16 protein-coding genes are annotated in these 26,871 nt (G+C 64.4%); 4 read left to right on the top strand and 12 right to left on the bottom strand.

All coding sequences use genetic code 11. The features are described 5' to 3' along the window. Window positions 1–115: 115 nt before the first annotated feature. The 3 genes from AC3WKX_RS04000 to AC3WKX_RS03990 form a co-directional block, all read right to left on the bottom strand. Window positions 116–1,816, bottom strand: a complete 1,701-nt coding sequence (locus tag AC3WKX_RS04000) for an aspartate:alanine exchanger family transporter (RefSeq protein ID WP_043224664.1) — start codon at window positions 1,814–1,816, stop codon at window positions 116–118. A 69-nt stretch (window positions 1,817–1,885) separates the two neighbouring features. Further along, the gene (gene gad / locus AC3WKX_RS03995; RefSeq protein WP_102604983.1) at window positions 1,886–3,316 is read right to left on the bottom strand and encodes a glutamate decarboxylase; all 1,431 of its coding nucleotides are present in this window, start codon (window positions 3,314–3,316) and stop codon (window positions 1,886–1,888) included. Between the two features lie 189 nt (window positions 3,317–3,505). Next, window positions 3,506–4,528: an AraC family transcriptional regulator gene (locus AC3WKX_RS03990; protein ID WP_102369145.1), complete on the bottom strand. Its 1,023-nt coding sequence runs from the start codon at window positions 4,526–4,528 to the stop codon at window positions 3,506–3,508. 168 nt (window positions 4,529–4,696) lie between these two features. Here AC3WKX_RS03990 and efeU point away from each other — a divergent pair, with 168 nt between their 5' ends. The 4 genes from efeU to efeO (AC3WKX_RS03970) are packed head-to-tail and all read left to right on the top strand — an operon-like array spanning window position 4,697 to window position 8,926. Continuing rightward, the gene (efeU, locus tag AC3WKX_RS03985; RefSeq protein ID WP_003218412.1) at window positions 4,697–5,545 is read left to right on the top strand and encodes an iron uptake transporter permease EfeU; all 849 of its coding nucleotides are present in this window, start codon (window positions 4,697–4,699) and stop codon (window positions 5,543–5,545) included. A 10-nt stretch (window positions 5,546–5,555) separates the two neighbouring features. Further along, window positions 5,556–6,758, top strand: a complete 1,203-nt coding sequence (efeO, locus tag AC3WKX_RS03980; protein WP_102604984.1) for an iron uptake system protein EfeO — start codon at window positions 5,556–5,558, stop codon at window positions 6,756–6,758. A 14-nt stretch (window positions 6,759–6,772) separates the two neighbouring features. Continuing rightward, window positions 6,773–8,080 carry an iron uptake transporter deferrochelatase/peroxidase subunit gene (efeB, locus tag AC3WKX_RS03975; protein ID WP_003218414.1) on the top strand — a complete coding sequence of 436 codons (1,308 nt, stop codon included), beginning with the start codon at window positions 6,773–6,775 and terminating at the stop codon, window positions 8,078–8,080. Between the two features lie 27 nt (window positions 8,081–8,107). Further along, window positions 8,108–8,926 (top strand): iron uptake system protein EfeO, encoded by an 819-nt coding sequence (gene efeO, locus AC3WKX_RS03970; protein ID WP_003218415.1) that lies wholly within the window; start codon window positions 8,108–8,110, stop codon window positions 8,924–8,926. A 47-nt stretch (window positions 8,927–8,973) separates the two neighbouring features. Here efeO (AC3WKX_RS03970) and AC3WKX_RS03965 read toward each other — a convergent pair whose 3' ends face one another. From AC3WKX_RS03965 to AC3WKX_RS03925, 9 genes are read right to left on the bottom strand one after another with little or no spacing between them, the layout of a single operon-like run. Then, window positions 8,974–10,383, bottom strand: coding sequence for an isochorismate synthase (locus AC3WKX_RS03965; protein ID WP_003218416.1), 1,410 nt, complete (start codon window positions 10,381–10,383; stop codon window positions 8,974–8,976). Further along, window positions 10,376–10,690 carry an isochorismate lyase gene (locus tag AC3WKX_RS03960; RefSeq protein WP_003218417.1) on the bottom strand — a complete coding sequence of 105 codons (315 nt, stop codon included), beginning with the start codon at window positions 10,688–10,690 and terminating at the stop codon, window positions 10,376–10,378. The genes AC3WKX_RS03965 and AC3WKX_RS03960 overlap by 8 nt, the downstream gene beginning before the upstream one ends. 12 nt (window positions 10,691–10,702) lie before the next feature. Beyond that, window positions 10,703–11,482, bottom strand: a complete 780-nt coding sequence (locus AC3WKX_RS03955; protein ID WP_003218418.1) for a thioesterase II family protein — start codon at window positions 11,480–11,482, stop codon at window positions 10,703–10,705. Further along, the gene (locus tag AC3WKX_RS03950) at window positions 11,479–12,567 is read right to left on the bottom strand and encodes a saccharopine dehydrogenase NADP-binding domain-containing protein (protein WP_023658858.1); all 1,089 of its coding nucleotides are present in this window, start codon (window positions 12,565–12,567) and stop codon (window positions 11,479–11,481) included. The genes AC3WKX_RS03955 and AC3WKX_RS03950 overlap by 4 nt, the downstream gene beginning before the upstream one ends. Next, window positions 12,564–17,987: a non-ribosomal peptide synthetase gene (locus tag AC3WKX_RS03945; RefSeq protein ID WP_003218420.1), complete on the bottom strand. Its 5,424-nt coding sequence runs from the start codon at window positions 17,985–17,987 to the stop codon at window positions 12,564–12,566. The genes AC3WKX_RS03950 and AC3WKX_RS03945 overlap by 4 nt, the downstream gene beginning before the upstream one ends. Beyond that, window positions 17,984–21,391, bottom strand: a complete 3,408-nt coding sequence (locus AC3WKX_RS03940; RefSeq protein WP_102604985.1) for a non-ribosomal peptide synthetase — start codon at window positions 21,389–21,391, stop codon at window positions 17,984–17,986. The genes AC3WKX_RS03945 and AC3WKX_RS03940 overlap by 4 nt, the downstream gene beginning before the upstream one ends. Beyond that, window positions 21,381–23,138, bottom strand: coding sequence for an ABC transporter ATP-binding protein (locus tag AC3WKX_RS03935; protein WP_003218423.1), 1,758 nt, complete (start codon window positions 23,136–23,138; stop codon window positions 21,381–21,383). The genes AC3WKX_RS03940 and AC3WKX_RS03935 overlap by 11 nt, the downstream gene beginning before the upstream one ends. Next, complete coding sequence (locus AC3WKX_RS03930) at window positions 23,135–24,883, bottom strand: ABC transporter ATP-binding protein (RefSeq protein ID WP_102604986.1); 1,749 nt, start codon at window positions 24,881–24,883, stop codon at window positions 23,135–23,137. The genes AC3WKX_RS03935 and AC3WKX_RS03930 overlap by 4 nt, the downstream gene beginning before the upstream one ends. After that, window positions 24,876–26,528 carry a (2,3-dihydroxybenzoyl)adenylate synthase gene (locus tag AC3WKX_RS03925; protein ID WP_003218428.1) on the bottom strand — a complete coding sequence of 551 codons (1,653 nt, stop codon included), beginning with the start codon at window positions 26,526–26,528 and terminating at the stop codon, window positions 24,876–24,878. The genes AC3WKX_RS03930 and AC3WKX_RS03925 overlap by 8 nt, the downstream gene beginning before the upstream one ends. Window positions 26,529–26,871: the final 343 nt, after the last annotated feature.

Genomic DNA, 26,871 nt, shown 5'->3' with positions numbered 1-26,871 from the left:
CCTTTTGGTTACTTTTGGCTGGGCCGGCATTCCGGGCGTTTGCCAAAAGTGACCCGCTGTAAGAGCGGAACCATAAGTGGCCGTTACCGCAGCAACGGATATGTACCCAATACAGCTACCGCGCCAGCACCATGGCAAAATACCCAAACACCGTGAGCAAAATCCCCGACACCGCATACGCCACCGGAAACCCAATCCACGGCACCGTACTATCAATTTCCTTGGCCGCCTCCCGCGCCGGCCCCGAGTGACTCCGCGCCCCCGCAACACCGCCCATGAGAATCGCCGGGTTGATCTTGAACACATGAAAACCCACAGCCCAAACAATAAACGGTGGAATCGTACAAGCCACGAACCCAAGCAAAAAGATCTTCAACGCAATGATCGCGCTAATCTGCGAAACCAGGTTAGCCCCCGCATTCACCCCCACAATCGCGACAAAGAATATCAACCCCATGTCCTCCAGAATGTTGCGCGCCGCATTCGGGGTATTCCCAAAAAAACGCACCCGCGACACCAGCGACGAGACGATAATCCCCGATACCAGCAACCCGCCCGCATTGCCCAGCCCCACCGCCGCACCGAACGCCGGCACCTGAATCAGCCCGATCAACAACCCCAGCACCATACCCAGCGACAGCGTCAGCAAATCCGTCGCCGTACTCGCCCGCCCCGCCTTGCCCAGCAACGCCGTGGCCTTGTCGATGGCACTGCGCAAGCCAATCAAGTGCATCACATCCAGGCGCTGCAACCGCGTTTCCAGCCCCACCGGAATCGGCGCACCACCCCGCTCAATCCCCACCAACTGCACCTGCCCGGCAATCGGCGACTGGCTGAATTCCTTGAGCGCCCTGCCCACGGCATCCTTGTGGGTCACCAGAATCACCGCCTCATCCAGCGGTATATTCAACGCCCGGGCATCCGGTACTTCCGGCCCGATCAGGCCCATGTGATCGGTCAGCGCATCCAGGCTGCCGCCCAGGGCGATCACATCGCCCAGCTGCAACACCAGCGTCGGATCAGCCCCCAGCAACTCTTCACCACGCTCGACGTTCTCGATCTGGTACAACGCAAAGCGCTGGCGAAACTGCGCGATGCTCTGCCCCACCAGCTCCGGGTTCACCAGGCGATAGGCCCGCAGGTCAAACGGCCGATACCCACTGAGCCCGGCATCGTCGACGTTCGGCACACCGTGCTCCACCTCGAATGCCTTGGCCGCCTTGCGCGCATCCACACCCCACCAGCGCGGCAGGTATTTGCAGATCAGGATGATGCCGACCGTGCCCCAGATATAGGTGATGCCGTAAGACAGGGCGATCATCGCGGTGGCCGCCGCCGCCGTGGTGCCCGGTGGCAGCGGCACCACGCCCGAGGTAATCGCCTGTTCGGCGGAGCCAATCGCCGCCGACATGGTTTGCGAACCGGCAAGAATCCCGCCCGCCGCGCCCACCGGAAGGGATAACAGCCGCACGCCGAGCACCACGATACCCAGCCCGAGGAACGAGGACAGGATCGCCAGGAAGGTGAATTTCAGGCCATCACCCTTGAGACTGTTGATGAACGAAGGCCCGACCCGCAGCCCGACGCCGTACATGAACAGGTAATAAAACAGGCTCTTGGTAAAGTTATCGAGTTCGAAATGCACGCCGTAGTAAGACGCCCACGTCGCAATCGCGCAGCCGATCACGATGGCCCCGGCCACCGCGCCCAGGCCATAACCCTTGATGGTGCCGCGCCCGACCCAGACGGACAGGCCAACCACCAGGAACAGCAGGATGTAGGGGTTGTCGTGCAGGAAAGTAAAGAAGGCAGTCACGATGATTCGTACCTGGCGATGCAACGCTAAAGGCACCGGGCCTCGAGGCCCGGTGAGTGTTCAGTGCGTTCAGTCGAGGTTCGGGGTGTCGGCCGGGATGACCGGGTCGGCGATGGCGCCATGGCTGAAGCTGGGGCCCGCGTCGGAATGCTCCACCGGGTTTTTCTGCAGGTGGGCAACGGCCTTGCGCAGGTCTTCCAGCAGCAACGCCACCAGGTCACGGCTCACGCCATGCCGCACCAGGATGCGCTGTACCACGACGTTCTGCCGATCGGACGGCAACGGGTATGACGCGATCTGCCAGCCGCGCATGCGCACGCGCTCCGACAGGTCGTAGAGGCTGAAGCCGTGGTCGACGCCGTCCTTGAGCTTGTAGCAGACCGCCGGCAGCCCATCCTTGCCGTCGTACACCAGTTCCAACGGGGCAAACTTGGTGATTTCCGAGGCCAGCCATTGCGCCGTGTCGGAGCACGCTTGTTGAATCCGCGTGTAGCCGTCGCGCCCCAGCCGCAGGAAGTTGTAGTACTGGGCGATGATTTCACCGCCGGGCCGGCTGAAGTTCAGGGCAAAGGTCGCCATGTTGCCGCCCAGGTAGTCGACGTAGAAGATCAACTCTTCCGGCAAGTCTTCGGTGGAGCGCCAGATAACCCAGCCGACGCCCAGCGGCGCCAGGCCGTACTTGTGGCCGGAAGCGTTGATCGACTTGACGCGCTCGATCACAAAATCCCATTGCAGCTCTTGCTGGATGAACGGGGCGATAAACCCGCCGCTCGCCGCGTCGACATGGATCGGGATATCCAGGCCGAGGTCACGTTGCATCGAGTCCAGCTCGGCCGCCAGGGCTGCGACCGGTTCGTAGATCCCGGTGAAGGTCACGCCCAGGGTCGCGACGACACCGATGGTGTTTTCGTCGCAATATTCCCGCAGGTCGGCCGGGCGCAGGCCCAATGCGTCACCGCGCAACGGCACTTCGCGAATTTCCACATCGAAATAACGGGCGAATTTCTTCCAGCAGATCTGCACCGGGCCGCACACGAAATTCGGTTTGTCGGTGGGCAGCCCCGCCGCTTCCCGGCGTTTCTTCCAGCTCCACTTCAGTGCCAGGCCGCCAAGCATCGCCGCTTCGCTGGAACCGGTGGTGGAGCAACCCACGGTTTGCCACGACTTCGGCGCGTGCCACAGGTCGGCAATGATGTGCACGCAACGGTTTTCGATCTCGGCCGTCTGCGGGTACTCATCCTTGTCGATCATGTTTTTGTCGAGGGCATCGGCCATCAACTGCTGCACTTCGGGCTCGACCCAAGTGGTGCAAAAGGTCGCCAGGTTCTGCCGGGAATTGCCGTCCAGCAGCAGTTCGTCGCGCACCAGGTTGTAGGCGGCCGACGGCGTGGTCGAGTGCTCCGGGAGGCGGTACTTGGGCAGTTTGTGCTGGGCGGAGCCACTCGAATAGACGTCTTCGATGGCTTGGTCCTGGGTCTCTACGGTTCTGTGAAGTGCCATGAAATCCTGCTCTTGAATGAGGGAAATGGCGTAGACGTTGATCGCGACAAATGCCGATCAGGCTGCGTCAGGAAACGAACGATGGAGCGGTGGCGCCGAATATCACACGCACGGCGGCGCAGGAAAGTGACCCAGATCATTAAAGGCGTGGATAAGCAGGCAAACGTGCCGGGGGTGCCTGGCAGTGACCTACTGGCTCAGTGCTTCGTTCAATATCAGGCTGCGATAGTGCCCGGGGTTGGAGCCCGACCACTTGCGAAACGCCTTGTAGAACGAGCTGGCATCGGCAAACCCCAGCCGGGTGGCGATCTCGGCAAAGCTGATGTCGGAATCGGCCAGCCAGACGATCGCCAGCTCCTTGCGCACGCTGTCCTTGAGGCCCTGGTAGGTCTGCCCCTCTTCCGCCAGGCGCCGGCGCAGGGTCGAGGCCGAAATGCACAGGGATGCGGCCAGGCCTTCGGTTTCCGGCCAGGTGTCGGCGGGCATGTGCCGCAGGTCGGTCTTGATGCGGGTGGCAAGGCTGTCCGGGTCGCGGTATTTGACCAGGATGTTGGCCGGCGCATGGGCCAGGAAGCGCTTGAGCTCCTCCGGGCTGCGCTTGATCGGCAGGTCGAGGCAGTCGGCGGAAAAGATCATCCGGGTACGCGGCCGGTCAAAGCGCAGGTTGTCGGAAAACATCACCTGGTAGTCGTCGCAGAAGTCCGGCTGCGGGCAACGCAGTTCAATCGCCAGGATCGGGATCCGGCGCCCCGCCAGCCAGCAGGCGACGCCGTGGACGATCATCCAGTAGGCGAAATAGGTGAAGGCGCGCCTGGGTGCGGGCTCCGGCTCCAACAGTACGATTTCCGCCAGGCTCTGCTGGCGCACCAGTTGCGCCGGCATGCGCTCGAGCATCAGCGACAGGAACCCCAGGCCGGTTTCCAGCGCAGTGGCCAGGCTCGGTTGTGCCATGGAGGCCCGGCAGAGGAACTCCAGGCTGCCGGATTTGAGCTTGCGCGGGTCCATGCCAAAGAATTCATCGTCCATTCGCCGTGCCAGCAAGCGCCATAAGCGTGCGTAAGCGGTTGCCGGGACGCGTGCGGTTGGCTGGCCCAGCAGTGCTGGATCAATCCCGACCTTGGTCAACACTTCATCGGTCGCCGCACCCGGCGCACAGCTCTGCAACAGGGCTTCGCGGACCAGTTGGATGGAAATCGTGTCTTTTTCCGACATGGGGAATGGCGCAATCCGGTGGCTGGGACGATGCCGCGCATTCTAGTGTCGGATGCGGTTTGCCACCACCGTTCAGTCAAGGTTCAGTAAAGGTCAATATTCCCTGTTTAGTAATGAGTATCATTATGTTACAACTTAGCATCCTATCTAGTGACGATTCGGTGCCGAATGCTTGTTCCCTTTTTAATCATGCTGCGCGAAGGCATAGAAGCCGCCTTGATCGTTGGCATTATTGCCAGCTACCTCAAGCAAACTGGCCGTGGCCAGTACATGCCCGCAGTGTGGATCGGCGTATTTCTGGCAGCGGCCCTCGCGCTGCTGGTCGGCGGTGGCCTGGAACTGGTGAGTGCCGAATTCCCGCAGAAACAACAGGAACTGTTCGAAGGCATCGTCGGCCTGGTGGCCGTGGGCATTCTCAGCTCCATGGTGTTCTGGATGCGCAAGGTCGCGCGTTCCATCAAGCATTCCCTGCATGAATCCCTCGATCATGCCCTGGCCGGCTCCAAACACCAGGTCACCGCGCTGATCGCCATGGTGTTTTTCGCCGTGGCCCGTGAAGGCCTGGAAACCGTGTTCTTCCTGCTGGCCGTGTTCCAGCAAAGCGAAGGTCCGGGCGCGCCGATTGGCGCCCTGCTCGGCCTGATCCTGGCGATCATCGTCGGCTTCCTGATCTACACCGGCAGCATGCGCCTGAACCTCGGTGCGTTCTTCCGCTGGACCGGCCTGTTCATCCTGGTGGTGGCCGCCGGCATCCTCGCCAACTCGGTACAAGCCCTGCACGAAGCCGGGGTATGGAACCACCTGCAAACCGTACTGTTCGATTTCAGCGCGACGCTGCCGATGGATGGCCCGCTGGGCTCGGTGCTGGCCGGCATGTTCGGCTATCAGGACGCCCCGACCATCAGCACCCTCGGTGCCTACCTGATTTACCTGGTGGTGGCCCTGGTGATGTTCTTCCTGCCGGCGCCGCCGAGCAAGCCGGCTACCCGCACAACCTCTTCCGTTTCCAGCCAGTAAGGACCGCCTCTTGTCCAACCAAACCCCTCAACCGGCTCCGCCCTCCCGCGCCTTGCGCTGGGCGGTGGGCGGCTCGGTGGTCGTGATGATCGCCGCCGGTGGCCTGTTCTACTACGCCTCGCAACTGGCCGCCTCCAAGCGCCAGGCCAACCACAATGAAATCGCCGTCACCATCCACGCCCACAGCTGCGAGCCGAATGCGCTGACGGTACCGGCCGGACGCGCCAGCTTCCGCATCATCAACCGCTCGGACCGTGCCGTGGAATGGGAAATCCTCGACGGCGTGCTGGTGGTCGAAGAGCGCGAGAACATCGCCCCGGGCCTGAGCCAGGTGATCAACGCCAACCTGCTGCCCGGCGACTACCAGATCACCTGCGGCCTGCTGAGCAACCCGCGTGGCACCTTGAAGGTGACACCGACTGCCGAGTCTGACGCCCAAGCCAAGGCCAAGCCGTCGATGGTCGCGTTTATCGGCCCGCTGTCGGAGTTCCGCGTGTACCTGAGCAGCCAGGGTAGCGCCCTGGTCAAGGCCGTTACCGCGCTGGACCAAGCCATCGAAGCCGGCGACCTCGCCCAGGCCCAGGCGCTTTACGTACCGGCCCGCGAGGCTTACCAGCGCCTGGCCCCGGCCTCGCAACGCCTGGCGGAACTGGACAACGCGATCAACGCCCGCGCCGACTACTTTGAAAAGCGCGAGCAGGACCCGGCCTTCAGCGGCTTCCACCGTCTCGAATACGGCCTGTTCCAGCAACGCAATCTCGACGGCCTGGCGCCGATTGCCCAGCGCCTGGTCACCGACGTCACCAGCCTCAAGCAACAGCTGCTGGCCCAGTCGCTGCCGCCGGAGCAACTGGTGAGCATCGTGGTGCGCAACCTCAACAGCCTGGCCGACGTACGTGCCGCCAGCGGTGAGGAAGAACGCTACAGCCATACCGACCTCAACGGCTTCGCCGCCAACCTGGACGCCGCCCGCAAAGTGGTCGACCTGATGCGCCCGCTGCTGACCAAATCTGCCGCGCAATTGCTGCCGGGGATCGACAGCGCGATCAACGCCCTCGATGCCGAACTCAACGGTTTGAAAGTCGATGGCCGCTACGCCTCGTATGACAGCGTTACCGCCGATCAGCGCAAGCAGATCGCCGACAAGGCCAAGGCTCTGGCCGTTGCACTCGATGGAATCGACCCCGCCCTTGGCCTTTCCGGCCTGAAGTGAAGACGACCGTAGACATGAGTGATTCAGAACAATTTTCCGCCCAGCGTCGTCGTGTATTGCTGGGTATGGCCGCCACTGGCGCGGCCATTGCCGGCAGCAGCCTGAGCTGCCCGGCAATGGCTGCCAACGCGGCGGCACAGGTGACCACCGCGCCAAGCAGTGAAAAGACCCAGGACCACCACGATTTCCATGGCAAGCACCAGACCGGCATCGTCACTCCGCGCCCGGCCTGCGGCATGTTGGTGTCATTCGACGTGTTGGCCAGCGACCGCGAGGACCTGGAGCGGCTGTTCCGCACCCTGAACGAGCGCATCGCGTTCCTGATGACCGGCGGCACCGTGGTGCAAGTCGACCCGAAACTGCCCCCCACCGACTCCGGCATCCTCGGCCCGGTGGTGACACCGGACAACCTGACCATCACCGTATCGGTGGGCGAGTCGCTGTTCGACGAACGCTTCGGCCTGGCCGCGGCCAAGCCCAAGCGCCTGATCCGCATGGTCGGTTTCCCCAACGATGCACTGGAACCGGCGCAGTGCCACGGCGACCTGAGCCTGCAGTTCAGCTCCAACACCCCGGACACCAATATCCACGCCCTGCGCGATATCGTGAAAAACCTGCCGGACCTGCTGCTGGTGCGCTGGAAGCAGGAAGGCAGCGTGCCGCCCCAGGCCCCTGCCCGCCCCGGCGAGCCGGCGCAAAGCGCGCGCAACTTCCTCGGTTTTCGCGACGGTTCGGCCAACCCGAACTCCAACGACAACAAGGCGATGGATCAGATTGTGTGGGTCCAGCCAGGCAGCGACGAACCGGCCTGGGCCGCCAACGGCAGCTACCAGGCGGTGCGGATCATCCGCAACTTCGTCGAACGCTGGGACCGCACCCCGCTGCAAGAGCAAGAAAGCATCATTGGCCGGATCAAGACCAGTGGCGCGCCCATGGATGGCCAGAAAGAAACCCAGGTCCCGGACTACAGCAAGGACCCGGAAGGCAAGTTGACCAAGCTCGATGCCCACATCCGCCTGGCCAACCCGCGTACTGCACAGACCCAGGCCAACCTGATCCTGCGCCGGCCGTTCAACTACTCCAACGGCGTCAACAAAAACGGTCAGCTGGACATGGGGCTGTTGTTCATCTGCTACCAGGCTGACCTGGAGAAAGGCTTTATCAGCGTGCAAACCCGGCTCAACGGCGAGCCTCTGGAGGAATACCTGAAGCCGGTTGGCGGCGGTTACTTCTTCACCTTGCCAGGCGTCACCGGGGCCCAGGATTTCATCGGGCGCACGCTGCTTGATGCGACACATCCACAAACCACTGCCAAAACCTAAAACAAACCCCAGAGCGGAAATCGTCCCATGAAGAAGTCGTCTCTCGCATTGTCGTTGTTAATGAGCCTTTCGCCGCTGGCCGCCTTCGCCGCCACCGCGCCGCTGGACCTGGTAGGGCCGGTGTCGGACTACAAGATCTATGTCACCGAAGAAATCGGCGAGCTGGTCACCCAGACCCAGGCGTTCACCGACGCCGTGAAAAAAGGCGACCTGGCGACCGCCAAGAAGCTGTACGCGCCAACCCGCGTGCACTATGAGTCGATCGAGCCGATCGCCGAACTGTTCAGCGACCTCGACGCCTCCATCGACTCCCGCGTGGACGACCACGAGAAAGGCGTGAAAGCCGAAGACTTCACCGGCTTCCACCGCATCGAGTACAGCCTGTTCTCCGAGAACACCACCAAAGGCCTCGACGCCCTGGCGGACAAGCTCAACAGCGACGTACTGGACCTGAAAACCCGCGTGGACGGCCTGACCTTCCCGCCGGAAAAAGTCGTGGGTGGTGCTGCTGCTCTGCTGGAAGAAGTCGCCGCGACCAAGATCTCCGGTGAAGAAGACCGCTACAGCCACACCGACCTGTATGACTTCCAGGGCAACATCGACGGCGCGAAGAAAATCGTCGACCTGTTCCGTCCGCAGATCGAGAAGCAAGACAAGGCCTTCGTTGCCAAAGTCGACAAGAACTTCGCCACCGTGGACAAGATCCTGGCCAAGTACAAAACCAAAGATGGCGGTTTCGAGACCTACGACAAGGTCAAGGAAGCCGACCGCAAAGCCCTGGTTGGCCCGGTCAATACCCTGGCGGAAGACCTGTCCACACTGCGTGGCAAGCTTGGCTTGAACTGATCCAGACGCTGCATGCTCTCGCCCGGCCTGCCGGGCGAGAGCCTTCCTCAGGCTGACGCCACCTGCACTCCGTCCGAAGGCCGCAAGGCATCGCGGATAGTCCGCAGCTTCAAGCACGTTTCCTCGTACTCACTCCCGGGATCCGACTCGGCGACAATGCCGCAGCCGGCGAACAGGTGCGCCTCACAGCCTCTGATCAACGCCGAGCGCAACGCCACGGCAAATTCACCATCACCCTGCGCATTCATCCAGCCCACTGGCGCTGCGTACCAGCCACGGTCGAGCTGCTCGTGCTCTCGGATATAGGCCATCGCCTCACGTCGCGGCAAGCCACCCACCGCCGGCGTCGGGTGCAGGGCCTGCACCAGTTGCAGCAATTGCACCTGGGGATGCAAGCGGCCCATCACCGGCGTCAACAGGTGCTGCACGTTGGCCAGCCGGTGCAACTGCGGCTGGCTGGCAATGTCGAGCATCGCGCAATAGGGCTGCAATGCTTCGCGCAGGGTTTGAACCACCAGGGTGTGTTCGTGGCGGTCCTTGGGGCTGTCCATCAAGGCCTGGCCAAGTTCGGCATCGTGCTGCTCGTGACGACCACGCGGGCAAGTACCGGCCAACGCCACCGTGTTCAGCGTGCCACGAGTCACCCGCACCAGCCGCTCCGGCGTTGCGCCGAGAAAGCAGCTGTCACCACGGCTGAACGCAAACAGGTACGCCTGGGGATAGGCCGCCTTGAGGTTTTCCAGCAGCGGGCCACAGGGGATCGTCCGTGAGGTGGTCAACCGCACTTCGCGGGCCAGCACCACCTTGCGCAGGTCGCCGGCGTTGATGCGCTGCACGGCCGTCGCCACGGTGTCTTGCCATTGCTGCGCGCTGATGGTGTTTTCGTCGCTCGGTGTGCCGAGGGGAATCTCCTGGCGTGGCGCACTGGCGTAGCGGGACAGAAGCAACGTCCACTGGGTTTCCAGGCTCTGGGCGCAACGCACCGCGTCCGCCCCGGGCTCCAGCCACTGGCTGAAGATCACATGATGTTGCTCGGCTTCCCGCAGCAGCAGGATGCGCGGCAGCACCAGGGAGGTGGCGGCGAATGACTGCCATTTGAGCGAGCGTGGGCCCTTCGGGTCAAACGCAAAGCCGCCACACAGCAACGGCTGGCGCGGCCCCACCTGATGGGCCTGGCTGAGCAACGCCTGCCACGCCAGGGCACTGGCGTTGAAGCGGTCATCGGCCCCGGGGCTGATTTCCTCGGTACAACCAAAGCCGGCCATGGCCAGTGCGCCCCGGTCACTTGACCAGAACAGGCTTTGCCCGAGTACCTGGCGGTTGGCGGCAAATAACCGCAGCGGGTCCAGGCGCTCCGAGGCCAGGCTGAACACCACCAGCACTGCGCCGCCCTTCTCGCGCGCCAGGCGTTCGCCCTCGGTCAGCGCCTGAAGCAATCCCGGCAGACGTTCACTCATGCTCCGCTCCTTGATGCTGCTGGCGCCAGTGGCGCACTTGCTGGTCGATATTCCATTGGATGATCTGCGCAAACAGCGGGACCACGAACATCGGGTCCAACCCTTCGCGCTCGGCCCAGCGGCGGCGATGGGGCAGCATGGCGGCCACCCGCTCGGGGGCGGCGATGCTGGCTTCGTCAGGCTTGAACTGCGCCGCAGCTTTCACATAGGCCAACCGCTGGCCGAGAGCGCGGATGATCTGTTCGTCCAACGTGTCGATACCCAGGCGGACGTCTTCCAGCCCGCTGCACTGCTCAGGTGTTTTCATAGGATTCTCCGGTCATGGGGTCGACGGCCAGCACTGCCACGCCGGTTCGGCGGGGCTGCCCAGCAACAGTTCCAGGTGCTCGATCAGGTCGGCCTGGCTGTCGCGCAGGTAAAAATGCCCGCCGTTGAAGGTTCGAAAGTCGGTGACCTGGCGCGTCACTTCCGACCAGGCATGGGCTTCCTCCCGATCGACTTCGCGGTCGGTGCTGCCCAGGCATACGCTCACGGGCACGTCCAGCAGCTCGCTGATATCGCCGCAGTAGTTTTCGATCAGGCGGTAATCATTGCGCAATGCGGGCAGGTAAAGTGCCTGCATCTCGGGTTCGTCCAGGGGTGATGGCGCACCACCCGACAGGCGCCGCACATCCGCCAGCAGACCGGCATCCGGGCCCTGGTGCAATTGGCTGTGACGTTGCCGGTGAGGGGCCGGATGGGCGGAGACGATCAGCCGTTGCAGGTCCTTGCCCTGGCGGTTCAGGCGCCGCGTCACCTCATAGGCCAGCGCCGCACCCATGCTGTGGCCGAACAGCACCAGCGGCCGGTCGGACAGGTCCCACAGCGCCCGGGTAATAGTGCCCGCCATCCATTCCAGGCTGCCGGGCCAGGTTTCACTCAGGCGCTCTTCGCGGCCGGGGTATTGCACGCTGACCAGTTCGATGTCAGCCGGCAACAGTGCCTGCCAACCGCTGAAAAATCCCGCGCTGCCGCCGGCGTGGGGCAGGCAGACCAATCGGCAACGCGGCGTTTGATGCTGCGGGTAACGTCGCAGCCATGGGCTGGGGATTTTCTTCATAACACGCCCTCCTCCAGTTCAGTGGTGACGTGGATCCGGGTCTGCGGCAACCAGCGCAGCACCTGGCGCAAGCAGTCATCGGCGTCCATCACCTGGGCAGCGTAGTGCGTGCCTTCGGGCAGTTTGGCCAGTTGCAGGGCGCAGATTGCCGCCACTGTGCCGGTCAACGCCGAGCCGTCGGCGGCACGCAACCAGGCGGTGGCCTGCTGCGGTTCGCCGTGTTGCAGGCCTGCCATTTCGACTGCGAGCAACTGGTAAGGCGTGCGCCCTGCCAGGTCCAGCGCACTGGCCTGTACCAGGGCGGCAATGTTCTCTGCCGTGTGTCGCAGAGCCGGTGGCGAGCCCTGAATGCGCCCGAGTGCGGCCCGCAGGTGGCCGCCGTCGAACAGGTTGTAGGCCTGGGCTTCGCGCACCCGCAAGTCAGTAAACAAGCGCTGTTGCTCAGTGGTTAGATACGGGTGGGCCGTTACGGGACCGCCCACCAGCCAGGGCCGCTCGAAGTGTTCATCGACGAGTACGGCGGACTTGATTGCACGGCCATCGCACCAGCCCATCGAGGCCTGGCCATAGCCGTTGCCGAGGCTCAATAGAAAGTCCTCGGCCGCCGTTGTCGACAACCGCCCAAGTCCGACGGCATAGCAATGCACGGCATCGACGCGCTCGAACGACGCCGCAAGCACCTTGGGAAACAACCCCGACAGCCCGGGCAACATGCCGGCTGATAACACCACACGACGACCCGGCGGCAACTGAGCGGGCAGCAGCTGATGCAGCGGATCATCGCCGCCGACATCGATGTAATCGGCGCCACTGGCCAAAGCGGCCAGCGCCACCCGGTCGAGCACCTGGTAGCTGGGGCCCGCGCAATTGATCAGCAGGTCGCAGCCGCTGCAAAACGCCGCCAGGCTTTGGGCGTCCCACAGGTCCACTTCACGGATCTCGGCCTGCCCGTTCAACTCGCCGTCGTTAAAACGCTGCCCTTGCCCAGGGTCGCGACCGCCCAGGCGCAAGCGGCAATGACCGACCAGCACCCGCGCAACCTGCCGACCGACATGCCCATAGCCGCCTACAATCCCGACTCTCACGCCGCCACCTGCGCCAGCCGTTCGAACGCGCGGGCCACGGCTTCGACCTGGGGGCTCTGCATGCAGCTGAAGTGGTCGCCCGGCACGTCCACCACCTGCAATTCGCCAAGGCACAGGGCCTGCCAGTATTGGCTCATGTCGCGGTGCATGCCGGGCAGTACCTGGACTTCACCGCACTGGCGGATAAACACCATGTCACCGTCGTAAGGCGTGGCCTGATGCAAGGCGACGGCGGCCAGGCTGTGGCGCAGCACCTGCAGTTGCTCGCGCAGCCAGTCCAGGTCGCTCAGTTGCGAGCCGGCGTGGCGCATCGCGTCTGCAATTGCCTGCAAGCGCTCATCTGCCGACTTGGATGCCAGGGCCCGCAGGCAGGCCAGGGCCGTGGCACAGTCGGGCTCATCCTGCAGCGCCAGCAACGCACCTTGGGGCACGCGGCCCGGAGTTTGGCGCAGCACCTTGGCAATCGCCCGCTCCATCGCCTGTTCATCCACCGGGTAACCCAGGGTGTGCGGGTCGGCCTGCATCACGCGGGCGAACACGTACTCCGCCAGCAGGTCATCCTCGATCATGAACGGCACGCGGTAGCTGCTGATCACTGTCAGTTGCAGCACCTCGATGTCCCTCGCCGCGAGGCATGACGCCAGCTCCGTCGCCAGCAACCCGCCGAGGCAATAACCGACGATGCTCACCTGGCGCCGGCCTTCGGCGTGCAAGGTGTCGGCATAACGCTCGGCCAGTTCACGAATCGCCGTAGCCGGTGCCAGAGCCAGGTAACCCGGTACATCATTGAGCACCAGCCCCTCCAGTGGCGCTTCTTCCCCGAGTGCAGCAAACAGCGCGCGATACGGTGCCAGGGTGCCGCTGCCATCATGGACAAAGATCCGCGCCGGGCCTTGCGCCTCCTCACGAATCCGCACCAGCGGCGACAGGCTCTCGCTGCCCTGCCCCCGCAGGTAATCCGCCAGGGCCGCAACGGTGGGCTGGTTGATCAACTGGCGCAGCAAATCCCCCCAGGGCACGTTACGGGCCTGGGGCAGGCTTTCCCGCAGGCGACCAACCACCTGCGCCACCAGCAATGAATCACCGCCCAACTCAAAGAAGCCCTGTTCACGGCCCACACTGGGCACCCGCAACAGGGTTTGCCAGACCTCTGCGATACTGCGCTCCAGCGCATCCAGCGGTGCAGCCCCGCTGTTGGCCTGTTGCGTGGCCTGGGCCATGCCGAGGTTGGCCAACGCCTGGCGGTCGACTTTGCCGTTGACCGTCAGCGGCATTTCATCCAGTACCCGCCACTCGGTGGGTACCATGTAATCCGGCAGGCGCTGGCCCAGATGCGCGCGCAACGCCTCCGGCTCAAGGGTCTGGCGCTCGGTCTTGAAGCGCGTGATGAACAGGTGCTGGCCGATCTGTGACATCGCATCGTCAGCTGCCGGCATGCACAGCGGCGTCTGCGCGCCGGCTTCCTGCAACAGTTGCTGCCACTGCTCGCGGCGGATGAACGTGGTGTCCTGCTCGGCGCGGAAATCCTCGAACGCGGTCAGGCCCTCCTTGAACTCCATGGACGCCATGATCTGGTAGGTGTCGCGGGTGGCTTCGATAAAGATCAGCCAGCCGCCGGGGGCGAGCATTTCCCGCAGCCGGGCGAGTACCTGGCTGGCATGCCGCGAGTTGTGCAGCACGTTGGCACACAGAATCACATCCAGGGAGTTGGCGGCGATGCCTTGGGCCCAGTGGTCGAGGTTCAGGTCAAACAGCCCGTAGCTGACCCACGGAAACTCGACGAAATGCTCCCGCGCTTCGTTGAGGAAAAACTGCGACAGGTCGGTGAACTGGTAGTCCACCGCCAAGCCGTCCAGGGCCGGAATCAGGTCGGCACTGGTGCCGCCCACGCCTGCGCCGATTTCCAGCAACTGCAGACGCCAGCCCGCCGGTTGCAGTGCGGCGATTTCCTGCACCGCCGCACACACCGCCTGGTTCAGGTACTGGCTGATCAGGTTCTTGCGATAGGCGCCTTCGGCGGTGTCGGTACGGCCTTCGGGAAACAGCAAGTGCAACGGGTCGAGCCGGTCGCTCATCAGGGCAGGCAATTGCTCCTGGCTTTCCCGCAGGTAGCGCAGCACTTCACCGCCCCAGCCCACACTCGGTTCCAGCGCCTCGATGCGCTGCCACAGCTGACGGTATTCAGCACCCGAGACCCGCAGTGACGAATAGGCGCCGGTGCCTGGGTTGCGGTCTACCAGTTGTTCGCGATGCAGCGCTTGCAGCCAGCGGCGGATCAGCCGTTCGTTGCGTGGCGCCACTTCGCACAGGCTCATGATCTGGGCCAGGTCGTGCTCGACGCCCGGTTGATCAAACAGCCCCGGGCGTTGCAGGGCCAGGCCCATGGAGAGCAACGCGGCACGCTCGACGCAATCGGACATCTGCGTAATCAGCGCTTCCGTCAGTTGGCCTTTCACGCCGTTGGCCGCCGCCAAGGCGTTGGGTGCCAACCGGGTCGGCCAAGGCAATGGAGTATCACGCAAAGTCCCGCGCACGCAGGCCTGCAAACGCCGCTCGAACGCGCCCTCGCCCGCAGCGACCACCACGGCCGATTCGACATGAGGATGACTGAGCAAGGCACTTTCGACTTCCGCCAACTCGATGCGATGCCCGCGAACCTTGACCTGGAAATCCTCACGGCCAAGGAACTCAATCAACCCGCTTTCAAGGTAGCGCCCCAGGTCGCCGGTGCGGTACAGCCGCTCGCCGCTGTGGGCATGCTCGATAAAACGCTCGGCGGTTTTCTCCGCGTCCCCCAGGTACCCCATCGCCAACCCCGTGCCGGCGATGAACAGCTCACCGGCAACGCCTTGCGGGCGATCGCGGCCTTGTTCGTCGAGCACCATGAAGCGTTGATTGGCCAGCGGCGCGCCGTAGGGAATGCTGCGCCATTGTGCGTCCACCTCGGTGATTGGATAGGCAATCGACCAGATCGCCGCTTCTGTGGCGCCGCCCAGGCTGATCAGTTGGAGCTCAGGCAACAACGCAGCGATTTCGGCGGGCAGGTTCAGCGGGATCCAGTCGCCGGACAGCAAGGCCAGGCGCAGGCTCTGAGGTGCCGCGGCCGGCACGGCTTGCAGGTAATGGGCAAGCATCTGCAACTGCGCGGGCACCGAGTTCCACAGGGTCACACCGTGCTCGCGGGCGCATTCGGCCCAGTGGGACGGGTCGGCGCGGCGTCCGGCGTCGGGCAACACCAGGGCGCCACCTACGGCCAGCAGGCCGAAGATGTCGTACACCGAGAGGTCGAAGCCCAGGCTGGCCAAGGCGAGTACCCGGTCTTCGGCGCCGATGGCGAAGCGCTGATTGATATCCACCACCGTGTTGAGGGCCGCCTGGTGACTGATCATCACACCCTTCGGAATCCCGGTGGAGCCGGAGGTGTAGATCACGTAGGCAAGTTGTTGCGGTGTCACCTGCGGCGCCGGCAGTTCACGTCCGGCACTGGCTGCGGCCTGATCAACGGGTATGCACTGGGTCACCTGGGCGGGCCAGGCCACGTCCTCGCTCAACCACGACTGGCTGAGCACCCGGCTGACCTCGGCGTTCTCAAGAATCAACGCGCGCCGCGCCATCGGCTGATTAGTGTCCAGCGGCAGGTACGCCGCGCCGGCCCGCAAGATCCCGAGTACACCGACCACCTGGTCGATGCCTTTTTCCATGCATACCGCGACCCGCTCGCCGGGCTGGCAACCGCCATCCAGTAACTGCTCGGCAATCGCCTCGGCACGGGCGGCGAGTTGCGCGTAAGTGAGCTGTCGCGCGCCCTGGATCAGGGCGACACGTTGGGGTTGCGCCCGGGCCTGGCGAAAGAACGGTTCATGCAGCAAGCCTGGGGGAATCGGCTGCGCCGTCTGGTTGATCAACTCCCGCACCAGTCGCTGGGGTGCCGGCAGTTCAAGGCAATCGTCCAGGGTCCAGGCCGAAGGCTCCCGCGCCAAGCGCTTGAGCAGACGTTCGAAGGTGTCGAACATCGCTTCCAGCATGGCCTCATTGAACACGCCCTGGCGAATGTCCCAATTGATGAACAGGCCGTTGTCGCGCTCGCTGACCTGGCAATCAATCAACACTTGCGGGGTCTGGCTGATGCCGTGCACCAGTTCTGCGCCGGGCATAAATGCCCCGCCGCCACTTTCGCCACCGGCGCCCAGGGTGCTGGTGAAGGCATAGGGCATCAAGGCCGCATCACGGCCTTTGCGCCGCGCCAGTTCGCGCAGTACTTCAATGCCGGAACACAGGCGGTGGTCCATGTCTTGCCACAGTCGCTCCTGCAACTGCTGGCTGCGTTCACCAAAGCTGCCGCCTTGCAGGGTCTGGACTTCCAGCAATTCCACCGAGCTGAAATCCCCCACCAGCCGATCGACCTGCGGGTGCAGCGACAGGCGATTGAGCAAGGTCAGGCTCAAGCAGAAATGCCCCTTGCGGCTCCAGCGCCCCAGGGTTTCGGCATAGCAGGAAAGAATCGCCGCCGACGCACCCACGCCGGCCGCCGCTGCATTCAGGCGCAGGGCGTTGAAATCCCGGGCCTCCAGGTTCAGGGCGCGGCGCTCGAAACGCGGTCCGCTGGGAGCGCCCTGCATGGGCAATTCCGGAGCACCGGGCAGGCTGTCGACCCGCGCCCACCAGTACTGGCGGTCACGCTGGTAACGCGGCTGTTCCCGCAACCGGCGCTCGCCCAGTACGTAGTCGCGAAAACTGATGGGCGCCGCCGGCGGCAAGGCTTCGCCACGATAGACCTGCTGCAACTCGGCCAACAGCATGCGCACGCTCTGGTAGTCGCACACCAGCAGATCCACTGAGAGATGCAGGCGCGCATGTTCACGGCCCTGGCTGACGCACAACTCGATCAGCGGCCACTGCTGGGGCGACGCCAGGCGAATTTCCATGCGTTCGCGCAGAGCGGCCAGTGCACGGCCGTCGTCTTCGCGCAGGTCATGCCGGGCGATCAGGTAATGCGGCACCTGGGGCAGGATTTGTTGGTAGCCGTCTTCCAGCACCACCGCCCGCAGCATGTCGTGACGCGCAATCAGATGGTTCCATGCCTGCTCCAGGCGCGCCGGGTCCAGTTCCCTGAGTTCAAATTCCAGGTAACCGTGGCACGCCACCCCGCCGTAGCTGAATGCCTGGGTGCGGCCCATCAGGTAAGCGGCCTGCACGTCGGTCAGCGGAAACGGTTCGCTGCGGGCAGCCAGGTCGGCCGAGACGGTGGGCATCACCGGTTCCATCAATTGCTGCAACAACGCGTCCTTGTGTTCGCGCAATTGTTGCAGGCGGCCTTCATCCATCACCCCGGCGGGCGCCCGGTAGCGCAGGCGACCCTGCTCTTCCCAGAGTTCCACACCCAGTGCTTCGAGGTCCTGTTGCAGTTGCTGCAGTGTCATAGCGCACCCTCCACCATTGCGTTCCGGTTGACGTGGTCCTGTTCTCGTCGGGCGACAAGCCATTGGGCCTGGCGGGCGACGGTGGCCGCGTTGAAAAAGTCCTTCAGCGACAGTTCGACGTCGAACTGTCGGGCGATACGTTCGATCAGGCGAGCGGCCAACAGACTGTTGCCGCCGAGGGCGAAAAAGCCCTGGTTGCGTCCCACCAGGGGAATGTCGAGCAATTCGCGCCAGAGCCCGGCCAACAGTTGTTCGGCTTCGCCTTGAGGCGCGTCTTCATGCTCGGGTCTGGCGCCCTGGCGTTGCTCCTGCACCAGCCACAGCAGTGCGGCGCGGTCGACCTTGCCGTTGGCGCTCAGGGGCAGTTCGGTGAGGTTCAGCCAGTGGTCCGGCAACATGTGTTCCGGCAACCATTGGCAGAGCCACTGGCGCATGGCTTCGGCATCCGGCAGCGCGTCGCCCATCAGGGTTGCTGCCAACTGCGGGTTGGCCCCGGGCAACACCAGGGTGACGGCACGACTGACGGCCGGATGGCGTTCCAGGGCCACGTCGATCTCACTGAGTTCGATGCGGAAGCCACGGACCTTGACCTGCTGGTCCATACGCCCGAGAAATTCGAGGCTGCCGTCGGGCCAATAACGGCCCTGATCGCCGGTGCGGTACCAGCGTTGCCCGGCGTGCTCGACGAAGCGTTGGGCGCTGAGATGCGGCAGGCCACGATAGCCCTGGGCAACCCCGGCGCCGCCGATCCACAACTCACCCGCCACCCAGTCCGGGCAATCGCGGCCCTGGCTGTCGACGACTCGAAAGCTTTGGTTATCCAGGGGTTTGCCGTAGGGAATCGAGAGCCAGTGAACCGGCACTTCGTCGACGTCCTGGACGTTGGACCAGATGGCCGCTTCAGTGGCGCCGCCGAGAGCGGCGAACCGGGCGCTTTCGCCGGCTGCCAATCGCAGGCGGCGTGGCAGGTCCAGCCCGACCCAGTCACCCGAGACCATCGCCAGGCGTAATCCGCTCAGGGCATTCGGCTCGCGGGCCTTGAGGGTCAGCATGTCGAGCAACGCCGGTACCGAGTTCCACAGGGTCACGCGCTGCTGGCGGATCAGCCGCAACCATTCGGACGGCTCCTTGCGCCGCGCATCCGCTGGCAGCACCACGGCGCCACCGACACTCAGCAGGCCAAACAGGTCGTACACCGACAGGTCGAAATCGAGGGCGGAAACCCCGAGCACACGGTCATCCGCGCCCACCTGATAACGCCGGTTGATCGCGGCGACGGTGTTCAGCGCCGCCTGGTGGGAAACCTCGACGCCCTTGGGTTCGCCGGTAGTGCCAGAGGTAAAAATCACATAGGCCAGTGCGTCCGGCGCCACCTCGATCGGTTGTTTCAGGGCCCTGGCCGAACGCGCCTGGGCCAGGTCCACCACTTGCAAGTCCGCCAGCCATACACCGCGATCACGGTGGGCCGTATCGGTGATCACCACCTTGGCTCCGGCGCGTTGATAGATCATGTCGCGACGGGCTGCCGGCTGTTCGATACCCACCGGCACATACACCGCGCCCGCCGCCAATATGCCGAGCACCGCAACGATTTGCGCCTGGCCTTTGGGCAAGGTGATCGCCACCGTATCACCCGGTTCAATCCCCCACTGGCGCAGGGCACCTGCCACTTGCAGGGCCTGGGCCGCCAGCTCGGCGTAACTCAACTCAGCGTCCTCGGTGATCAATGCCACCCGCTGCGGGTGCACCTGCGCCTGTTGGAAAAAGCCATCGTGCAGCAAGCCTTTGTCATAGGCCCAGGGCGTGTGGTTGACCGCTGCACGGACCTCTTGCTGGCCTTGGGGCAACGGCAGCGGCGCGGGTTGGCGCCAGTCACCGGTACACAGCCACGCCAGCAGGTCGCCATAGGCGGTGAACATTTCGTCCAGCAGGCCTTCGGGGAACAGCGCATCTACCCCGTCCCAGTTGAGCAACAGGCCATCGGGCAGCGGATAGCTCTGGTGGTCAAGCCACACTTGGGGCGTTTGCGACAAGGCCCAGCCCGGTTCGCCCAGGTGCTGCCGGCAAGTGGCGTCGACAAACGCTTCGCCAAGGTTGCAGGCAAACACTACGGGGGCGCCGCCTTGCCGGGTGCGGGACAACTCACGCAGCACTTCCACACCAGGCCAGGCGCTGTGGGCGATGTCGCGGTGCAGTTGGCGTTGCAGGGCTTGCGCCTGCTGCGCGAAAGAACCCGCCTGGCGCTGGTCGATCTCCAGCAGCACCAGGTTGGAAAAATCCGCCAGCAGATGCGGGACGCAGGGGTGCAGCTCCTGGCGGTTGAACAGCGGCACGTTCAACAGGAAATGCTGGCTGGCGCTCCAGCGGCCCAGCACTTGGGTATAGGCGCAGCACAGCACGCTGGCCAGGGTCAGGCCGTGTTGGCGGGCCTGGTCTTCCAGGGCTCGCAACTGCGCGCGGCCGAGGCGCATCGCCAGGCGACGAAAACGCGGCGGGCCGAGGGATTGCGGCTCGTGTGCCAAGGGGAGTTGCGGGCCGTCGGGCAGGTCATCCAGACGTTGCAGCCAGTAGTCCCGCGCGCCGGCATCGCTGGTTCGGGTGGCGCCCAGGTAGTGGGCAAAATCCCATTCCAGACGTGGCAGCTGCGCCTCTTGCCCGCTGTAGATCAGCGCCAGATCCCGCAGCAGTACGCTGATACTCAGGACGTCCGCCACCAGCAAATCGATGTTCAGGTGCACCCGGCTGCGGCCGTCGGGCAAGCGGCTGAGTTGCACATCAAACACCTCGCCCTGGCGCACATCCAGGCAGCGGTGGGCCAGGCGCTCACGCAAGGCCAACTCATCCGGCCGTTCATGCACGGTCAACCCAGGCCACGGGCTGGTCGGCAGCACGCGCTGGCAAGTGGCGTTCGGGAAACAGGCGCGCAGCATGGGATGGCGGTGAGTCAGGCGCATCACCGCGCTTTCCAGGCGTTGAGCGTCGACCTGATACCCGTCCAGCTCCTGATACAGGTGACAGCCAACGCCCCCCAGCGGCATGGCCGGGTCGCGACCAAACCAATAAGCCTGCTGCAACGGTGTGAGGGCGAAATCGTTGTCGGCGGCGACGGGCTTGAGGTGCGTCGCCTGCCCGCGACGGCGGTCGATCAGCAACCACCAGGCCTCAAGGGTCGGCTGCTCAATCAGTTCGGCAAAGCTCACCTGCACACCTTCGCGGGCGAGCAAGGCCGGCAGGCGCATCATGCTCACCGAGTCCAGGCCCTGCTCGATCAGCGAGGCATCGGGCTCCAGGTCCTGGGGGGCATAGTCGAGCAACTGCGCGACACCGGCGCACAGCGCCTCGGGGCTGTGTGCGAGGCCGCCGGGTGCAGGATGAACGCATGCCAGTGATGGGTTATCGGTCATGGGGGACGGTCCTTTGGGGAACGGTAGGGTCTGGGCGCAAGCGCCAGCGATTGATCGCTTCGCGCTCGTGGAACAACTCGCGGTAACGGCCGGGCGTGGCCATCAACGCGTCATGGCGGCCGACCTGGGCCAACTGGCCGTGGTCGAGCAGCAGAATCTGGTCGGCATGGGGCGCCAAGGTCGGTTTGTGGGTGACCAGCACCACCGTGTGCCGGCGGGCCAGTTGCAACAGGGTCCGATTGACCCGCGCCTCGCTGATGGCATCGAGGGCGGCGGTCGGCTCGTCCAGCAGGATCAGCGACGCGTCCTTGAGCAACACCCGCGACAACGCCAGGCATTGGCGCTCGCCGCCGGACAGGCTGACGCCCTGCTCGCCCAGCACGGTGTGCCAGCCCTGGGGCAGGCGCTCGGCGAGGCGGTCGAGGCCGGTGGCGCGGGCGGCGTGCTGCCATTGCTCTTCGCTGGCGTCGGGGCGGCCCAGCAGCAGGTTGTCCAGCAGGCTGCCCGGCAACAGCGGGCTGTCCTGGAACATCAAGGCGACCTGGGTATCTCGGGCCAGGGCCGACAGTTGCCGCAGGTCGACACCGCCGAGGTGAATCGCGCCACTGCTTACATCGCTGAAGCGCGCCAGCAGGCGCAAAAGGCTGGACTTGCCGGAGCCGGACGCCCCCACCACCAGGTTCAGCGAACGCTCCTGCAACGTGAAGTCGATGCCTTGCAAGATCGCCTGGCCCTGGCGGACCAGTCCTACGTCCCGCACTTGCACGTCGTAACCCAGGGCAGGTTGGGGTTCGAGAGGCTCAGGCAACCCCGGCATCTGCAGCAGGTGGCGCAGGCGATTCAAGCCGTGGCGGGTCTGGCGCAACGTGGTACCGAGGTTGACCAGCGCGCCCATTGGCTCCACCAGGCAGGTGGCGAGAATCGCCAGCGCCAGGAACTTCGCCGCATCGAGGGTGCCACCCAACACGGCATACAGGCCGCATAACAGGATGGCGCTGTAGCCGGCCTGCAACACCACCGCCAAACCCAGCGCGGCGGGAAAAGTGCGCCAGTGGGCGTGACGCTGTGCCTGTTGCTGCTGGGCCAGGGCCTCGGTGAGCAGGTCGAAACCTTGCTCGGTGCGCCCGCTGGAGCGCAGCAACGGTTGCTGGCGCAGAAACTCCATCACCCGGGCCGCCGCTTCATTGGCTGCGGCTTCGCTCAGTGCTTCAGCTTGCCCGCCCCAGCGCACGCCCCAGTGGTACACCAGCACCAGCAACGGCAACGCGGCCAGTGCCGCCAACGCCATGGAGCGGTCGTAGAAAAACAGCGCCAGCAGGAGTGCCAAAGGCGTCAACAGCGCATTGGCCATTGGCTGCAAAAGGTGCGCCGGGGTGCTCATGATTTGCAGCACGGTGTGAGTCACCAGGCGATTCAGTTCAGCGCTGCGCCGCTCCACAAACCATTCCAGCGGCAGTTGCACCAGCTTGTCACCAATGCGTCGGTTCAACGCCTGGGCTGCTTCGGCACCGGCGCGATAGCCCGCCAGCTGGGCATACCGGCGCAGCCAGAGGCACAACAAGGCCATGCCGGTGAAACCGATGGCCCAGGCCCAAGGCGTGGTGTTGCCGAACCACTGGGCAAAGGCCATCGGCAACAACGCCAACGCTGCGCCCTGGGCCAACGCACTCAACGCCATCGCCATCAGCGCACGCCGCAACAAGCCGGCTTCACGGGGTTGCAGGCTGCGTAACAGCGCGCGAATCATGCCCGTGCCCTCTTCAGTGCGGCCGCCGAAAACTGCTCAGCGGCCCACAGCCCGGCGTAAGTGCCCTGCTGGTCCAGCAAGCCGTGATGCGTACCGCGCTCGACAATCCGCCCGCCTTGCAGCACGACGATCTGGTCGACGTCCTGGATGCTGCTCAAGCGGTGGGCGATTACCAGCACCGTGCGGGCACGGGCCAGGCGAGACAGCGCCTGCTGGATCGCGGCTTCGGATTCAGGATCACTGGCGGCGGTGGCTTCATCGAGAATCAGGATCGGCGCTTCACTGAGCATCGCCCGGGCAATGCCCAGGCGTTGCACTTCACCGCCGGACAGTTGCACGCCGGCTCCGAGGACGGTGTGATACCCCTGGGGCAGCGCGAGGATGCGCTGGTGAATCTGCGCGGCCCGGGCGGCGGCTTCCACCTCGATTTGCGTGGCGTCGGGGCGCGCCAGGCGCAGGTTGTCGAGGACGCTGGTGCGCAGCAGGCGCACATCCTGGAACACAAAGGCGACCTGGCGATACAAGGTGGCGCTGTGCATGTCCCGCAGGTCGACGTCGCCGATGCGGATCGCCCCGGCACTCACATCGGCAAAGCGCGCAAGCAAAGTGGCCAGGGTGGATTTGCCGGCGCCCGAGTCGCCCACCAATGCGGTCAGCGTGCCGGGCGGTAGATCCAGGTCAATGTCATGCAGCACCTGCGTGCCGTCGGGGTAGCGAAAGTCCACGCCTTCAAAGCTCACCTGGCGGCCCTTGGGCTCGCGGGATTCGCGAGGTTGCGTCAACGTCGCGCTGTTGAGCACGGTGGCGATACGGCTGGCGGCCATGCGGCCCTGCACCAGCGCATCCGCGCCATGCCCGATGGCCGCAACCGGCGCTGCCAGGGCTGGCCCCAGCAGCAGGAACGGCAGCAGTTGCACCGGCATCAGCCAACCGCCAGCCACCAGCGACGCACCGCCCAACAGCACCAGGGCCAGCACCAGCAACGGCGAAAGCAGCACCTCGACACTCGCCCCAAGCCCGGCCCAGCGTTGGGCCCAGCAGGAAAAAAAACTGGCGAAACGTTCCACCGCACCGAAGAACTTTGACTGCACCCGATCGGCCCGGCCGAATGACTTGACCATGGCGATGCTCTGCACAAACTGCTGGGTGGCCAGGGACAGGTTGCCCAGCGCGGCGCCCAGTGCCTTCTGGTCATCCCGATAAGCCTGGGAGCGCAAGGCTCGCAGTCGCCACAGCGCCAGCGCTGGAGGCAGCAGCACCACAACGGTCATCGGCACACTTACCGTCAGCAGGTACAACAGGCACGCCAGGGGCGCCACCAATGCGGCGGCGAGGTTGTTTGGCAAGTGCGCCACCAGTTGATGCAGCGCACCTACGTCGTCGAGCAAAACACGGTCGACTTTTTGCCCACCACGGGCGCTGAACCAAGCCAGCGGAACCCGCGCCAAATGCGCGGCCAGCCGTTGGCGAACCTGGCGTTGCAGGTCGCTGTCGGCCAGGTGGGTCATCTGCAAGGCGGCAGCCAGCCCGAGCATGCGCAACAGCAAAGCGCCCGCACCGGCCAACAACCACCAGAACCCATCGTGCAGATCGAGTTTTCCGTCCAGCAACGACGGCGCCAACTCCGCCACCGCGATCAACGGCAGCAGGCCGATCAGGGTCGCCAGGGCTTGCAGCAGCATGGCGCAGATCAACCGGCCACGTACAGGCGCGAGCAGTTCACGCAGCGAGTCTTGATCAGCCACGGGCGGCGCTTCCCTCAGGTTGTTTTGCCCCGAAATACAGCTGCTGGATAGCCTCCCGCAGGTGCTTGCGGCTGACCTTGCCCACGCCGGTTTGCGGGAAACCGGGGATAAATTCGAAGCGGTCCGGCAGCTTGAAGGCCGCCAACCCTTGCTCACGCAGATGGCGCAGCAGTTCCGGCGGGCGCGGTGCCGTGCCACGGGGAATCACGAAGGCGCAGGTGCGTTCGCCGAGGTAGGCGTCCGGCATCGCCACCAAGGCCACATCGGCGACGGCAGGATGGCTGAGCAGGAGGTTTTCGACTTCTTCGGCGGCGATCTTTTCGCCGCCACGGTTGATCACGTCCTTGTCGCGACCTTCGACCATCAGGTAGCCGTCGTCGGTGAGCATTACCCGGTCGCCGGTGCGGTAGAAACCGTCAGTGGTAAACGCCTGGGCGTTGTGCGCAGGGTGGCGGTAGTAACCGCGAATCGTGTACGGACCACGGGTCAGCAATTGGCCGACCTGGCCCTGTATCACGTCCTGTTCGTTGTCGTCCACCACCCGGATTTCGTCGCCCGGGGACATGGGTTTGCCCTGGGTGTGCAGGACTCGTTGCGGTGGGTCGTTGGGGTCGGTATAGCAAATCAGCCCCTCGGCCATGCCGAACACTTGCTGCAAGCGGCAGCCGAGGGTGGGTTCCACGCGGCGGGCAGCCTCGAAGCTCAGTTTGGCGCCGCCGACTTGCAGCAGTTGCAATCCTGGCAGGCCCTGCCCGCGCGCCTGGGCGGCATCCAGCCAGACCAGCACCAGTGGCGGCACCAGCGCGGTATGGGTCACGCGTTCATGCTCGATCAGGGCGAAGCAGGTTTCGGCGCTTGGCGAGCCGCTCAGCACCACACGGCCGCCCATCAGCAAGGTGCCCATGAACCCCGGGCAGCACATGGGAAAGTTATGGGCCATGGGCAGCGCGGCGAGGTACACCGTGGCGTCGGTCAGGCCGCAACGTTCGGCGCTGGTCCGCACGTTGTAGAGGTATTCATTGTGGCGACGCGGGATCAGTTTCGGCACGCCGGTGGAGCCACCGGACAACTGGAAACACGCGACGGCATCCGCGGGCGGCGCAGAAAAGGTTGGCTGCGGGTCGTCCAGATAAAGGTCTTCGAGCGCGATGAATTCTTCAGCCTCACCGGCCACGATCACCCACGCAAGGTCGCCATGGGCCGCCTTCAAGCCACGGGCCATGCCCCGATAATCAAAACCTGCCGTGACGTCAGCGCAGAGGTATGCCCTGGCCTGGGCAAACTCGCAGAAGCGGCCGATTTCCAGATGACGATGGGCCGGTAACGCAAAGATTGGCCGTACGCCGAGGCGATACAGGGCGAAGCACACTTCGACAAAACCCACGCAGTTCGGCAGTTGCACCACCACGTTGTCCCCTGCCACCAACCCCAGCCGGGAGAACCCGCCGGCCAGTTGATCGACCCGTTGATCCAGTTGGCGATAGCTCACCCGCAGCGTTCCATCGGTGATCGCTTCACGCTCGCCAAAGGTGCGGGCGGCGTTGCGCAGCAGGTCGCCAAAGGTCTCGTCGCGCCAATAGCCTGCGTCGCGATAGCGTTGGGCAAACGCTTCGGGCCAATCGGGGCAGTCGTCAATGATAGTCATGGGGTCTCCAGAGTTTTTTTCGGCAATAAGGGGCCGATGCCGTGAACAAAAGGCCTGCGGGGCAAGGGTGAAAAGGGCTAGGGAGAATGGGTCATTGAGCGGTTCATCCATGAGTCGCCAAGGGCTGCGGAAATGAGAGTGATTATTAATAGGCAAAAGCCGCAGCACGGCAACCGGCAGGACATTCGTTTGCGCGGCTTTTTCTTTTGATTGCGCTACAGCGTGAGTTTCTGCGGCCTGCAGCGATGAGGCGTGGTCCGGGCTTTCGGCTAAAGGATAATCATTCTTAATTACAGGTAAGAAATTTCCTGCTAGCGTATGCCCCTCTTTTCCGGTTCACAGG

The organism is Pseudomonas sp. GP01-A4 (assembly GCF_058780865.1).
The sequence above is the reverse complement of the archived record's forward strand: the minus strand, read 5'-3'. Positions and strand labels throughout refer to the sequence as shown.

Bases quoted from the DNA above. Each gene is read 5' to 3' on its own strand.
- gad (WP_102604983.1), bottom strand. From the start codon at position 3,316: ATGGCACTTCACAGAACCGTAGAGACCCAGGACCAAGCCATCGAAGAC.
- AC3WKX_RS03940 (WP_102604985.1), bottom strand. From the start codon at position 21,391: ATGACCGATAACCCATCACTGGCATGCGTTCATCCTGCACCCGGCGGC.
- efeO (WP_003218415.1), top strand. From the start codon at position 8,108: ATGAAGAAGTCGTCTCTCGCATTGTCGTTGTTAATGAGCCTTTCGCCG.
- AC3WKX_RS03925 (WP_003218428.1), bottom strand. From the start codon at position 26,528: ATGACTATCATTGACGACTGCCCCGATTGGCCCGAAGCGTTTGCCCAA.
- AC3WKX_RS03945 (WP_003218420.1), bottom strand. From the start codon at position 17,987: ATGACACTGCAGCAACTGCAACAGGACCTCGAAGCACTGGGTGTGGAA.
- AC3WKX_RS03960 (WP_003218417.1), bottom strand. From the start codon at position 10,690: ATGAAAACACCTGAGCAGTGCAGCGGGCTGGAAGACGTCCGCCTGGGT.
- AC3WKX_RS03990 (WP_102369145.1), bottom strand. From the start codon at position 4,528: ATGTCGGAAAAAGACACGATTTCCATCCAACTGGTCCGCGAAGCCCTG.
- AC3WKX_RS03955 (WP_003218418.1), bottom strand. From the start codon at position 11,482: ATGAAGAAAATCCCCAGCCCATGGCTGCGACGTTACCCGCAGCATCAA.
- efeU (WP_003218412.1), top strand. From the start codon at position 4,697: ATGCTTGTTCCCTTTTTAATCATGCTGCGCGAAGGCATAGAAGCCGCC.
- AC3WKX_RS03965 (WP_003218416.1), bottom strand. From the start codon at position 10,383: ATGAGTGAACGTCTGCCGGGATTGCTTCAGGCGCTGACCGAGGGCGAA.
- AC3WKX_RS03935 (WP_003218423.1), bottom strand. From the start codon at position 23,138: ATGATTCGCGCGCTGTTACGCAGCCTGCAACCCCGTGAAGCCGGCTTG.
- efeB (WP_003218414.1), top strand. From the start codon at position 6,773: ATGAGTGATTCAGAACAATTTTCCGCCCAGCGTCGTCGTGTATTGCTG.